Origin of the sequence: Agrobacterium rubi TR3 = NBRC 13261 (genome assembly GCF_000739935.1) — a bacterium.
GTDB classification, from domain to species: domain Bacteria; phylum Pseudomonadota; class Alphaproteobacteria; order Rhizobiales; family Rhizobiaceae; genus Agrobacterium; species Agrobacterium rubi.
On sequence record NZ_BBJU01000011.1, the window covers coordinates 24,557 to 37,878 of the forward strand.

The 13,322-nt window shown below is 57.1% G+C and carries 10 protein-coding genes and 1 tRNA gene; all 11 read right to left on the reverse strand.

Going from position 1 to position 13,322, the window contains the following annotated elements; genetic code table 11:
- Position 1: 1 nt before the first annotated feature.
- Positions 2–823 carry a HipA family kinase gene (locus RRU01S_RS09070; protein ID WP_045229963.1) on the reverse strand — a complete coding sequence of 274 codons (822 nt, stop codon included), beginning with the start codon at positions 821–823 and terminating at the stop codon, positions 2–4.
- 131 nt (positions 824–954) lie between these two features.
- On the reverse strand, positions 955–1,881 hold the full coding sequence (locus RRU01S_RS09075) for a carbohydrate kinase family protein (protein ID WP_045229964.1): 927 nt from the start codon (positions 1,879–1,881) through the stop codon (positions 955–957).
- Positions 1,882–1,976: 95 nt separating this feature from the next.
- Positions 1,977–2,675: an orotate phosphoribosyltransferase gene (locus tag RRU01S_RS09080; RefSeq protein WP_045230004.1), complete on the reverse strand. Its 699-nt coding sequence runs from the start codon at positions 2,673–2,675 to the stop codon at positions 1,977–1,979.
- A gap of 70 nt (positions 2,676–2,745) precedes the next feature.
- The gene (gene pyrC / locus RRU01S_RS09085) at positions 2,746–3,783 is read right to left on the reverse strand and encodes a dihydroorotase (RefSeq protein WP_045229965.1); all 1,038 of its coding nucleotides are present in this window, start codon (positions 3,781–3,783) and stop codon (positions 2,746–2,748) included.
- Positions 3,784–3,880: 97 nt separating this feature from the next.
- Entirely contained in the window at positions 3,881–4,918 is a 1,038-nt protein-coding gene (locus RRU01S_RS09090; protein ID WP_045230005.1) for a 4-hydroxyproline epimerase, read from the reverse strand.
- A 69-nt stretch (positions 4,919–4,987) separates the two neighbouring features.
- Positions 4,988–6,319 (reverse strand): alpha/beta hydrolase, encoded by a 1,332-nt coding sequence (locus tag RRU01S_RS09095; protein ID WP_045229966.1) that lies wholly within the window; start codon positions 6,317–6,319, stop codon positions 4,988–4,990.
- Positions 6,320–6,533: 214 nt separating this feature from the next.
- Positions 6,534–7,313: a class I SAM-dependent methyltransferase gene (locus RRU01S_RS25015; protein WP_052816051.1), complete on the reverse strand. Its 780-nt coding sequence runs from the start codon at positions 7,311–7,313 to the stop codon at positions 6,534–6,536.
- A gap of 42 nt (positions 7,314–7,355) precedes the next feature.
- Positions 7,356–9,122 (reverse strand): hypothetical protein, encoded by a 1,767-nt coding sequence (locus tag RRU01S_RS09105; RefSeq protein ID WP_131367783.1) that lies wholly within the window; start codon positions 9,120–9,122, stop codon positions 7,356–7,358.
- A gap of 227 nt (positions 9,123–9,349) precedes the next feature.
- Positions 9,350–9,426, reverse strand: a tRNA-Arg gene (locus RRU01S_RS09110).
- Between the two features lie 159 nt (positions 9,427–9,585).
- Positions 9,586–11,052: an ATP-binding protein gene (locus tag RRU01S_RS09115; protein ID WP_045230007.1), complete on the reverse strand. Its 1,467-nt coding sequence runs from the start codon at positions 11,050–11,052 to the stop codon at positions 9,586–9,588.
- A gap of 185 nt (positions 11,053–11,237) precedes the next feature.
- Positions 11,238–13,265, reverse strand: coding sequence for a methyl-accepting chemotaxis protein (locus tag RRU01S_RS09120; RefSeq protein ID WP_045229968.1), 2,028 nt, complete (start codon positions 13,263–13,265; stop codon positions 11,238–11,240).
- Between the last annotated feature and the right edge of the window lie 57 nt (positions 13,266–13,322).

The following is a 13,322-nucleotide window of genomic DNA, read 5'->3' on the forward strand; positions in this document are numbered from 1 at the left end:
TTTAAACCTCCTTTCCTTCAAGATCCATTTCAAACTGGTCAAAAATCGCACTCGGTAACCAACGCCGCATTCTGGCAGCACGTTCAACCAGCAACTCCGCAAGCGTGTCTGCAAGTCGGGTACTAAAGCCCCACTCGGCCGGAGACGAACGGCATACATCCCTTATGTCACTCGGCGCTAGAGAGCAAACGACATTAATAGCCGATTCCACGTCTCTACGTCGTAGCATTGGAGCGAACTCGTTAAACAATCCATAAACCAGTTCTTCATTTGCCCAACCCGCATTGATTTCACCTTCCAACGTGGTCTCGGCGAAAGCATGACTGTGGTCAATAACGAGCAATTTTGACTTCTGCTTGTCAGGTATAATCAAGATGTTGTCATAGTTAGTGACGCCGCCGGGTATATCATCTGAGAACCGGTCCTTGTTGCGTACCCATGTATCAAACACGACAAGCCGCGCAATGTCTCTGGGATCTCTCAAATTTCGCAGAAGCTGGGAGTTTGGAGAAAGCGTGGTTGCAGGCTCCCAACGAGAAAAGAATGCCGGCCCAGATTTCGCGGTTATAAAAGGATCTCGAGTCGCAATTTCGGGGATACGCTCTACGGCGAAGTCTGGAGTTCTGAGACCAACCATTGCCGCAAGTTCGGCAGCGAGTAATTCGGCGACGAGGGCATCTTCTCCTTGAGCATTTCCAATGTATTTAAGCAAAGCCAGACCAATATCAGTAACGACCAATAGAGGTTTAGTGCTGGTATTTAGCACATCGTTCACACGCTCGATGCGCGTCGGCTGCCAACTTTCCCCGGCCCGTAATTCCATCCCACCTCACTCTCGCTAATTAGGTGGTATACTACGTGTAGGACAACTTCAATTGTGTGGTGCAAAACGGTTAGCTACCCACCGCACCTCGGCCACTATGTACTAATCAGCTATTAGAGAGCTTTTCTAAATTACAACCCGATCTCATTCGCCCAAGGCGGATTAGCCCCCGCACGAGACACCGTCACAGCCGCAGCCTTTGCGCCTAGGGCCAGTGCCTTGGCGATCTGCTCTTCCGTCAGTGCCGCGACCTGCGGCTTCGTCAGCAAGCCCTGAAGCTTCAGCGAGGCGAGGATGCCTGCGTCGAAGGTGTCGCCTGCACCGACGGTATCGACCACCTCGACGCGTTCGCTCGGGACTTCCACGCGAAGGCTTGAAGTATAGCCAACCGCGCCTTCCGCGCCGCGGGTGACGACCACGAGTTTGGCGCCGTGGTGCAGCCAGTGGCGGGCGAGTGTGTCTTCGTCGCCTTCCAGACCGAACCAGGCCAGATCCTCATCCGAGAATTTGACGATATCCGACTTGGCGGCCATGCGGTTGATGCGTTCCAGATGCTTCTGCTTGTCCTTGATGAAGCCGGGGCGGATGTTGGGGTCGAGCGAGATGACGCGTTTTTCGTGTTCGCGCATCAGCAGCGCTTCATAGGTGCCGCCGCAGGGTTCGGGAATGAGGCTGATGGCGCCGAAATGCATGGCTTCGCAATCAGCACCGATGTTGGGCAGATCGGCTTCGGACAGCATGCGCAGCGCCGTGCCCTCATCATAGAAAGCATAGGTCGCGTGGCCATCCACCAGTTTGACGAAGGCGATTGTCGAGGGGCGATGGGAGAAGGCGCAGAGGCTATAATCGACATTGCTGTCCCTAAGCGTATTTTTCAGAATCTCGCCCATCATGTCATCGGCGATGCCGGAGAAGAAGGCGGAGGGAACGCCGAGACGTCCCAGTGCGATGGCCGTGTTGAAGACCGCCCCGCCTGCATAGGGCGCAAAACCCGGCTCGCCTTTCGTGGTTTCACGCGGCAGCATGTCGATCAGGGCTTCACCACAACACAGGATCATCCGGTCCTCCTCCGTATCAAAAACTAAATCGATTTAAACAACTTCGCCTGAAATGGCCAGATGTCTGCCAATCGAAAATTCTCACCCAAACAAGATCAGGATTGCGGCAATTCGCTGACCCCGCCGCGCGCAGCAGACCATGGCAGCGGGTTGTCGAGGAAGGCTTCGACTTCCGACAAGGTCTTGTCGTCGAACAGCTTTTCGCTGCGGGCGACGGCCAGAACATTGCGCCAGGTGCTGAGATAATGCAGCTTCACGTTTCTGTTGGCAAAGCGTGCCTCGGCTTCCGGGAAGATGCCGTAATAGAACAGCGCAATGCCGTGATCGACAATGCCGCCAGCAGCGCGGATGGCATCGATGAAGGTGAACATGGAGCCGCCAGCGGTCGTCAGATCCTCGATCACAAGCACGCGCGCACCCTCCGGCATATGGCCTTCAATCTGCGCGTTGCGGCCGTGGCCCTTAGGCTTTTTGCGGCAATAGATCATCGGCAGGCCCAGACGTTCCGCCAGAAAGGCCGCGAAGGGCATCCCCGCCGTCTCGCCACCCGCCACGCAATCGAATTTCTCGAAGCCCGCATCGGCAACGATCTTGGCTGCGGCAAAATCCATGACGGCGGAGCGGATGCGCGGGTAGGAAATCAGCTTGCGCATGTCGATGTAAACAGGGCTCTTCATGCCCGATGCAAAGGTGTAGGGGCTTGCCGAGTTGAAGTGCACCGCCTTGATTTCCCACAACATCTTCGCAACAAGTTCTGCCACAAGGGCGCGATCCGTGAATGTAAACTGGGACATCGGCATTTTCCTCTTTTGATCATCGAATGCATAAAAAAACTGCCGGATAAACCGGCAGCGATTGAAAAATTCAGGCTACGTCCCAGTGCAGCGGGAACATCGGGTCGAACACCGTGACCGGGCCTGCGCCAGTTTCGATCTTCTCCGGGAAGCTCACCGGCTCCTCGCGCTTGACCATGGTGACCGTGTCTTCGTTGGGTGCCAGACCATACCAGGCGGGACCGTTCAGCGAGGTGAAAGCCTCCAGCTTGTCGAGTGCGTTGTCCTGCTCGAACACATGGGCAAGGCAGCTCATGGTGTTGATGGAGGTGTAGACACCGGCGCAACCACAGGCGCATTCCTTCAGCGGGTCCACATGCGGGGCGGAATCCGTGCCAAGGAAAAAGCGCTTGTCGCCGGAGGTGGCGGCGGCGCGCAGCGCCAGACGATGCTCTTCGCGCTTTGCCACCGGCAGGCAATAATAATGTGGCTTGATGCCACCGACCAGAATGGCATTGCGGTTGATGATGAGGTGGTGGGTGGTGATGGAACCGGCCAGATTGGCCTTGGATGCCTTGATGTAATCGACACCATCGCGCGTCGTCACATGTTCCATCGTGATCTTCAGTTCCGGCAGGCGCTGCCGCAACGGGTCGAGAACCGTGTCGATGAAGACCTTTTCGCGGTCGAAAATATCGACTTCCGGTGTCGTCACTTCGCCGTGGACGCAAAGCGGTAGGCCGATCTTCGCCATGCGCTCCAACACCGGCATCGCCTTGTCCATATCCCGCACGCCGCCGTGGGAATTTGTGGTGGCACCGGCGGGGTAGAGCTTGACGGCGGTGATGAGACCGCTGTTTTTGCCCTTTTCCACATCGTCGGGGCTCGTATGTTCGGTGAGGTAGAGCGTCATCAGCGGTTGGAAACGATCACCCGCTGGAATGGCTTTGACGATCCGGTCCTTGTAGGCAATCGCATCTGCCGTCGTCACCACCGGTGGAACGAGGTTCGGCATGATGATGGCGCGGGCAAAGTGGCGGCTGGTATCGCCAATCACGCCTTCCAGCATCGCACCATCGCGCAAATGCAGGTGCCAGTCATCGGGGCGGCGAAGGGTGATCGACTTCATCGTGGAGCCTCAGAGCTTGCTGGAATTGCGCCCGTTTAACACCATTCTACGCGAGAGGACAGCGCCTAAAACCACTTTTTCGGCGCAAAAGCTGGGGTTAAATCGCGCCCGCCTGCGGACCCCAGACATCCGTCATGGCAAAACCCTCTGCCAGCGGATCGTTCGGATCAAGCCAGACCTGATGCAGGCCAAAGGTGAACCCGCGCCCGGTAATGGTGGGAATGACCGCTGCCTTGCCCGCGACTTCCGTGACCGCAGATAAGCCCACCTCGAACTGTGTGCCGATGATCGAGCGGGACGTGTAGGTATCGCCCACCTGCACCTTGCCGCGCGCATGCAGCGTGGCCAGATTGGCGGAATTGCCGGTGCCGCATGGGGAGCGATCCGCCCGGCCCGGCCACATGGTGGTGCAGGTGCGGATGGTGCCATCGGCTTCCGTATCGCGGAACATGACATAGGCCACGCCTGAAATGGCTGGAATTTCGGGATGAACCACGGGTATCTCGCGGTTGACGATATCCTTCAGCACCATGCCCGCCGCCACCAGCTTGGCCGCATTGGCCTTGTCGATGGTCAGCCCGATTTGGCTCACATCCACCAGCGCATAGAAGATGCCACCATAGGCGATATCCATGCGGATGCGGCCCCAGTCCGGCGTGTCGATCTCGACATCCAGTTGATGCACGAAGGATGGCACCATGGTCAGCTTGACCTTTTCGCAGCGCCCGTCGCGGCACGTGGCGGTGGCCTTCACCAGGCCGGCAGCCGTTTCCAGCATGACGATGGTTTCCGGCTCCTTCATCTCCACCATCCCGCTTTCCAGAAGGGCGGTCGTGGCGCAGATGGAGTTGGAGCCGGAACTTGCATGTGCCTGATCCGGCTGAAGAATGACAAAGGCGGCATCCGCATCCGGGTGCTTCGGCGGCAACAGCAGGTTGACTGAGCCAATGGGTGCGCCGCGCGGCTCAAGCGTCAGGAAGCGGCGAAGCTCTTCACCTTTCGGATCAGTGTTCAGCCAATGAAGCTGTTCGGCAACCGTATTGCCCGGAATTTTCGGCACGCCACCGGTGGCCACGCGCCCGATTTCACCTTCACAATGAACATCGAGAAGCTGAATTGTGCGTTTGAAGCGCATGGCGATCACTCCGATAAGATGAGAATAAGCCGGTCATAACGTATAAAATACTGTTTGTATATTACGCGTTCAGCGATCCCGACATTCGGAGTTCCCCCGGTTGACCGACAGGTTGCAATCGTTTGACCGTCGCGTGCCGTTGTTCAACGCCTGCGTATCGACCACGCTGGTTGCGGTGTCTCCGACAGAACCAACCGTGTTACCGACGGAACGGCCGAGACGCTCGACCTGCCGCCCGTAATTCTCTCGCGTGCGTGGATCGAACACCGCAATCGGCGCACTGACCACCACGCTGGCCGCCGTGCCCACCGTCTGCGCGGCACCAATGCCCACGGCACCGATGGCTTCCCCGAGACCGACATCGGAATCCGTTACCGTCTGCCCATCGATCAACCGCCCGCCGATAAGACGCACGACCTCGGGGCTTTCGGCGAATTTGCCGTGGTTGAGGCTATCGCCGGATTTCAGCTTGGTGAGATCGAGAACGGTAATGCCCGCGCTTTCCAACTGGCTGCGATAGGGTTCGGCGGCAGGATCAATCTGGCCGAGGCGGTCGACATTGCCGGAAATGCGCCTGGAAAGGCTAAGCGCCCGGTCATCCTGAGAGACGAACAGCGTGAATTTCGGCTTGTCCTTGCCAAGGCTTGCATATTGGCGCGCAAACACGTCCACATCGAGATCGGGTGCGGCGAGAATGACATTGTTGATTTTGGGATAGACACGCCCATGGCGGATCGCCATCTGGCGCAAAGCCTCCACGGCCAGCCAAGTGCCCATGGAGTGCGCCATGATCGTCACGTCGCTGACAGCATTGTCCTTGGCCAATCGTGTCAGCATCTCTTCCAGCGCATCGCGGGAGTAGTTGGTGCTTTCCTTGTCGTAGTTATAATCGAACACACTGGCGCGCGATGGCCAGGTAAACACCACCGGCAGGACGTTGGAACCGGAATCATGGACAATCTGCGCAAAGCGATAGACTGATTCCTCGTAGCGATTGTTGAAACCGTGCACGAAAACCAGCACCCGCTTATTCTTGAGGCTGTTGCGCTTGATCCAGTGTTGAGCATCGGCGTCACTTTTCAGCGACTCAACGGAAACGGTGGTGAAGCTTTTCAAAGGATCGGCGGGCAATTTCTTCGGCCACTGCACCTGACCCACCTTGCGGTTGGCCTCCGGCGGAATGGAAACGGAGATGGCATCGACCTTCAGCCCCGTGCCGCGCTCGCCTCCGAACAAAATGGCCTTGTCATCGGACGGTGCTCGCGTGGTGGCCACCAGGAGGTTAACCGCAGACGTCCCCTGCGCCCTCTCCCCGGTTGGCGTCATAACGCCAATGGGACGACCGCCGCAACTGACAAGGAAGGCAAGCAGGGTAACTAAAGCGACGAGCCTTGCGGCCATTCCGATACTCCAGGGACAGGGCAAAAGCGCGCTCGTCACAATGACGATCTGGCACCTTGGCTATCAACGCCCCCGTTATTACAGAACAGACCCGCATAGGCCAGCCGCCAAGGCACCCTAGGGGATTGGTTTTCCATGCGGTGTGTCACAGGTGCCTCAGAGGGCGGCGAGCGAACTGGAAATTGAGTGCTAGGTCGCCCGCTTTGCCGTCAGATCACAAATGGAGTGTCAGAGGAGGAATTTGCGGCGCTTTCTCCACAAGGACCAACCCGCGGGCGAATTTTATACTCGCGATGGATTTAGCCAGTGCAATCACTTCGTATTGATCTCGCGAGCCCGGCAAGTGAACGGCAAAATCATTGTAATTATAATCTTCGAAGATGCTGTTTTGAATATCGATCAGCATCTTGAAGAATTCCACCGTTGTCACTGAAGCGTCCCGGAAAGCATCGGTGTGACCCCAGTACATACATTCCAGATCCTCAACGAAGTAAATGCCGGTGTCCTTAAGCCCTGTGTTGAACAGGCCATTAAAAGACGCGATCTGATGCGAGGCGATATGGCTGCCATCATCAATGATGATGTCGAACGGACCATACTTGTCGACAACCGACTGCAGGAAGGTGGCATCGCTCTGATCGCCGATTTCGACGTGAACGTTATGCTCAGGCGCGTTGAAACGCGCGCAACCTTCATCGATATCAATACCGACGATGATGGCTCCATCCCCGAAAAAACGTCTCCACAGCTGGAGAGAAGCGCCCTTGTAAACACCGATTTCGAGAACACGGGGCTGCTTGCCATGATATCGACCGAACTCGCGGTCATATGTCTGAAAATAGCCAAGCCATTTGTGGCCGCCTGGAATAGTCGCCCATACCTGACCGGATACTGTGTTATCGACGCTCGGAAACGGCGGAACCTTGCTGCCTTCCCACGCAACTTTCTTGCGCATCTCTTCAGGCAACAGGTTATAAATAGGTTTGGATGACATGGTTATCCTACGGTTTCGGTTGGTATGCGGCGATAATAGGGATCAGGCGATCTTAACGGCGTTGAACGGATTGCCGAGGGACAGATTGTTTTTCTGCTCCCTCTGCAAGGCAGTGAGTTTCGGTCCCCAGGCGGGAATAAGCTCTGCAATCGCATCTGCGGCACTTTTCAAAGCGTCCAGTGTGGGCATGGCCTGAGGCGGGTCGAACCGATCAAGACCGGACATGAAGTGGCCGAAAGTCTCGCGCATGGCCGCAATGATGGTCCTGGCAAGGTCGCTGAACTCGTTATCCTGCGTCAGCACACTCAGGCGGTGATTATCAAGAACCGCGAGGACAGCCGATCCATCCAGAGATGCATTCAGCGCCTCGAAGAAAATCCGGTGTGTATGAAAGTCCTTCAGGATGAGCGTCTCAGGACGCAATTCCGTGGCGTTGGCGAGCTTTGGTTCGCCGATGAGGACACAGGGCGTTATCGCGTCTCTGCGTCCCATCCGCTCAATGATCATTCCCAGCGACCGACCGGTGCCAACGAAATCGACGAGCAGATTTTGACGACCTAGCTTGCCCTGGAGGTAGGCCTCGTACTCAGCTGACTCGATATAGCAGACCGACCTGGAAATGCGGACATAGTCCGATTGGGGCATGCCCGCCTTGGCGAAGTGGCGAGAAGACACCATCTCATGCCAAAGGTTGCAGTCGCGCGCCGCCATCAAAATCTTGTCGGCGCCCTGTTGCTCAGCCAGATGCCTGATCCAGAAGGTGCCCAATATCATCAGGGGAATGTTGACCGAGGCCTGCGCATTCAGAGCATGGCGAATGTGGATGTTGGGGTCAAACACGTGCAGGCGCGTTTCCCGCACGGCATGCGCATAGGGCCCTAAACCGATCGCGTGAAGAATTTCCTCGGTGCGATCCCATTTGGAAATGGTGACGAGATTGACCCCGATGCCAAAGCTCGACGGGCTGATGATATCCGCCTGGATGTTGTCACCGAAGTGACTGCGCAGCTCATAGGTGTCGAGAATCTCGGGCCATATCAGCCGGTGATGCTTGCCATAATTGCTGAGGTAAAGCTTGTTTCCAAGGCCACATTTTTCCCGGAGAACACGTTCGATGAAGGCATAGGGCAGGTACATGTCGGAAATGACGATGTCGTCTGCGTTTACCCGGGCGACGACATCACCGATCGGGAACAGATGATCCCACTCTTCCTCAAGCTCCATCCACTTGAGTACATTCGCCTGCTTTTCCGTTAGAAAAGCGTCCGCCACCATTATGTCGTAGATGTCATCGAGCCCGTATGGCCGATGCCCGAACATGCTCATTTCCACCCTGTGGCGCTTGTCGGCGAAGTTGGCTACGCCCGACTTGCGTTCAACAATGCGGAATATCTCCAAGGGATCATAGCAACGGCGGGCAACCAGCGTGTCGAAAAGATCAAAGCTCTGGATTTTGGTGTGACTGTCAGATGAGTTTTCTTCGAGAATATGGAAATTGCCCGTTTGCGCGTAGTCAGACGCAGGATCGCGGAAATACCCACCAAGCCGGATAAGGCCATCCGGGCCTGGCTGGCTGGACAATTGACACGTGATCCCACCATTCTGATCCAATATATTGACGCACGCGCCATCCATCTCCCAGAACATTTCGTTCCGATGACTGTAGCCGATGAGGAAACCGTTTTTGTGGAACACAAAGTCTTCACTGATGACAGTATCGTTTTTCGCAACCCGAAACGTAAATGTCCTCGAAAGGAGTTGATCTGCGGTCACGGAAATAGAACCTTGCGGTTCTGAAATATCGATCATCTGTTGTTCCGCCTCTGACATATAGAACAACACTAGGGTTACAAGCTTGCCTCAGCCTAACCACACCGGGAATCGCCGTTACTTCAAACGCATGATAGACGAGGCAGAAAGATATCGCGTTGCATCGTTCAGCTTGTGTGCAGATCACAAAGCGAAAAAGTTCAGCGACATGGCGGACGTGCCGAGATCATCGGCAGACATAATAGATTTCATTATTGAGGAAAAAGTGGCGCACCCGAAGAGATTCGAACTCCTGACCCCCAGATTCGTAGTCTGGTGCTCTATCCAGCTGAGCTACGGGTGCGTGCCGTGGAAGCGTGTTCCGTTGGCGTGGCGATCCTCTAAAACGTCCGTCGGATGAATGCAAGTGATTTCGCTGGAAAATTGTCATTTTCCTGCAATGAAATTTCCAAACCATTGAAATTGATGATGATTTGATAGAACGGGAACAAGGGCCGAAAAATCAGGTGCCGTGGTTTGGCTGCTGGTCGGTGTTCGGGCTGTCGGGGATTTCGATGCGGAATTGGGTGCCGTGGCCGGGTTTTTCCACCAGTGCGATCGTGCCCTTATGCGCAAGCACCAGTTCACGGGCGATGACGAGGCCAAGCCCGGTGCCGCCGGAGCGGGCGGAACCGCGGAAGGCCGAGAAAAGGTTCTCTCTCGCCTTTTGCGGCATGCCCGGGCCGTTATCGTCGATGACGATGCTGACCACATCGCCACTGCGCTGGGCGGCAATCGTCAGGCGTTTGTCGGGGTAGACCTCGCTGCTGGCCTGTTGCAGCGCCTGAACGGCGTTGCGACAGAGATTATAGAGAACGCGGAACAGCTGCTCGCCATCGGCATCGATGCGCAGACCGGGCGGGACGGTGTCGACCAGCTCGATACCACCGGAGGGATCGATGGCGAGGATATCCTTGACGTCCTGCACCAGTTCGCCAAGATCGGTCAGCCGTCTCTTCGGCGCGCCTTCCGTTGCCTGCCCATAGACCAGAACCGCGCTGGTGTAGCCCACGGCGCGGTCGATCGTGCGTAGCAGTTTTGGCGCAAAGCTGCGCACCATCGGGTCGTCGACATCCACCAGACGGTCCGACATCAATTGCGCTGACGACAGGATGTTGCGCATGTCGTGGTTAATCTTGGAAACGGCAAGCCCAAGGTCTGCGAGGTTCTTCTGCTGCTTCAGGGTCTTTTGCAGCTGCGTCTGCATATCGGCCAGATGCCGTCCGGCCACCGCCAACTCGTCGCTGCCCTCCTCCGGCTGGAAGACCTTTGCGGGATCGTCCGGCTGCTCGGAAAACACCTGCATGCCTGCCGTCAACCGGCGGATGGGGCGAATGAGGATGCGGTTGATCGACACGAAAATCAGGCTGGCCGTAATCAGGGAAAGGGCCACGGAAATCATCAGCACGTTGCCCGCATAGGCAATCATGGCGGCACGCAACTTATGCTCGCCGATCACGATCTCGATAATCATGTTGCTGTCGCCGATGACGTCGAACACGCGAATGACGCGGTCGCCGCCGAACAGAAGCACGGAGAAGGCATCGCGCACCGCGGCCAGTTGCGATACATCGGAGAGATCATATTGATCATCGACGCTGGGTGGCACTTCGGTGGCGGCCAGCAGCGTGGAGGTGCCATCCTTCTTCAGCGCGATCAGTTTGGCGCCGGTGGCCAGCAGCGTGTCGTTCTGGACGCTTCGCGGCAGCTCGGTCTGCAAGCCGTCGATCACCACGCCGGCGGCAGCAGCCGTGTTCAAACGGTCGCGCAGCCACGAGAGGCGCATATTGGCGACGGAGGGAACGAAAATCAGGACTTCGGCAATCATGACGAAGATCACCGTCAGCAACAGCAGGCGACCGGACAAGCCTTTCGTCAAGGCGGGTACCTCGGTCTGCGGCTCCGCAGTCTGACGGTCGGTCCTGTTCATGACGATCGAAAACACCAGGCCTGTTCCTGTTGATGCGTGGGCCTTTGGTTTCATATCGGCGCAGCCGCACAATTCCAAGAGATATTAAGGTTTTTCATCCCTTTTCCAAAAGCACGACGAGGCCACTTGCAAACGAAAACGCCGCCATCTCTGGCGGCGTTCGGATCGTTTCGGTTCGCTAACGCTTAAAATTCCTGCCACTCGTCCCTGGATTGAGCGACAGCGGCGTTGCCGTTGAAGGCGCGCGAGACATTTCCCATCATCTTGCGGGCCGGAGACGCAACGGGAGCAGAGCGCGCCGATGCTGCGACTGGCCTGTGCGATGGCGCGCCATAGGAAGAGGCCGAACCCGTTTCGTTTCCGAGGCGGAAACGCCCCACCAGCGACACCAGGTTTTCTGCCTCACCACTCAGCTTATGCGTCGCAGCCGAAGTTTCTTCCACCATCGCCGCATTGCGCTGCGTGACCTGATCCATCTGGTTGATGGCGGTGTTGACCTCCTGAAGGCCTGTGGATTGCTCCTTGGCAGCTGTTGCGATCGAATGGATATGATCGTTGATGCCCAGCACACGGGTTTCCATTTCGTCCAGTGCTTCGCCAGTACGCTTGACAAGCGTCACACCATGTCCGACCTCATCGCCCGACTTGTTGATCAAGGTCTTGATGTCCTTGGCAGCGTTGGCCGAGCGTTGCGCAAGCTCACGCACTTCCTGCGCCACCACGGCAAAGCCCTTGCCGGCTTCCCCCGCACGCGCCGCTTCCACGCCGGCATTCAGCGCCAACAGGTTGGTCTGGAAGGCGATCTCATCGATAACGTTGATGATCTGGCTGATTTCACGCGAGGCCTGCTCGATCCGACCCATCGCGGCAACCGCGTCGCGCACTACCTTGGCAGATTCGGTGGTTTTTTCCTTGGTTTCGGAGACCATGGCGCTGGCTTCCTGAGCGCGTGCCGTCGAGTTGCGCACGACGGCGGTGATCTCGTCGAGGGCAGCCGACGTTTCTTCCAGGGCTGCGGCCTGCTGTTCGGTGCGCTTGGACAGGTCGTCTGCGGCAGAGCGCAGTTCGTTGGCGTTGCCGTTGATGCTTTCGGTGCTGCCGCGCACTTCCGAAATCGTGCCCTTGAGCTTGGCGAAGGTCTCGTTCACATTCGACTGAAGATCGGCAAAGACGCCGTGGAAGTTTCCGTTCATCGTCTGTGTGAGGTCGCCCTGCGCCAGGCTTTCGATGACGCGACCGGTCTCGGTCACCCCTGTATCGACGCTGACCAGCAGCGCGTTGATGTTCGTCGCAAAGCGATTGAGATTGTCGTCGCCGTAATCCTTGGTGATGCGGCTGGTGAAATCACCGGCAGCAGCAGCGCTGACGACTTCGGCCATACCGGCCTGCAAGTCGTCACTCTTGGCGCGCATGGCCGTTTCCTGTGTGTTCATGCGGCGCACTTCCAGACCGTTGCGCTTGAAGACTTCGACGGCCGTTGCCATCTCGCCGATCTCGTCCTTGCGTCCGAGATAGGGAACGTCGGTTTCCAGATTGCCCTCGGCGACCGAGTTCATGGCGTTCGAAACCTTGAGGATAGGCGCGCTCAGCTCTTTGGAGCCTATATAAAGACCGAGGGCGGAACCGGCAATCACACCGCCAGCCGTCACGAATGCGACGACGAGGAAAATCATCTCGCCGAAGCTTTCGATGCGCGCCTTGACTGCGGTCAGTTCCTGAAGGTCGGACTTCACGACAGCATCGATGTCGGCCTGGTAGGCCTTGCGGTTTTCACGGTTGGCCTCATTGTTTCCTTGGGTATTGGCATCCTGTGGGCTGACCTCACGCCCCAGACGCGCCGTTTCAGTGCGAAAGGTGCGGAAATCCGCAAAACGTTTTTCGAGATTGGCAAAGGCGGTGACCTGACTGGCCGGGACCTGTGGCTTCCACTCCTTCAACAACGTGTCCATGTCGTTGAGGCTCTTGGTCAGGCCATCGGCAAATTTGCTAGCCGCGTCCTTGTCCTTGGCGGCGTAGATACCGCGTGATTCCATGACCACGGCGGTCACAAGCCTGTTCAAGGTTTCGCCACGACGCGCACGGTCGGCAATGGCGTCAAGCGCCACGACCTGCGTCTGATACTCCTTGACGGCATAGATCGACAGGCCGCCGATCGTGCATGCGACAAGGCTTAACAGCCCCACAAGAAGGTTGATCTTTCCCCGAATTCTCACTGCGTAATCCCCTCCAAAATGCCCCCCTCACACACATGTGAGAACGCAGACGAACAC